At 69.9% G+C, this 418-nt stretch carries 1 pseudogene; it reads left to right on the top strand.

Features of this window, described 5'->3' with window-relative positions:
- Window positions 1-418 (top strand): annotated as a pseudogene (locus tag BA190_RS34705) (succinate--CoA ligase subunit alpha); the annotation flags it as partial.

The raw sequence follows: 418 nt of genomic DNA, 5'->3' as shown, positions 1-418 counted from the left end.
TCGGGCACGCTGACCTATGAGGCGGTGTTCCAGACCACCAATGAGGGGCTGGGGCAGACCACGGCGGTGGGCATTGGCGGCGACCCGGTCAAGGGCACCGAGTTCATCGACGTGCTGGAGATGTTCCTGGCCGATCCCGACACCCATTCGATCGTGATGATCGGGGAGATCGGCGGCTCGGCCGAGGAGGATGCGGCGCAGTTCCTGGCCGACGAGGCCAGGCGCGGGCGCGCCAAGCCCACCGTCGGCTTCGTGGCCGGCCGCACCGCTCCTCCCGGACGGCGCATGGGCCATGCCGGCGCCATCATCTCCGGCGGCAAGGGCGATGCCGGCTCCAAGATCGCCGCTCTCGAAGCCGCAGGCGTCAGGGTCTCTCCCTCCCCCGCACGCCTCGGTACCACGCTCACCGAACTGCTGA

This window comes from Labrys sp. WJW (genome assembly GCF_001676615.1).
In the GTDB taxonomy this organism is placed as follows: Bacteria; Pseudomonadota; Alphaproteobacteria; order Rhizobiales; family Labraceae; genus Labrys; species Labrys sedimenti.
The sequence above is the reverse complement of the archived record's forward strand: the minus strand, read 5'-3'. Positions and strand labels throughout refer to the sequence as shown.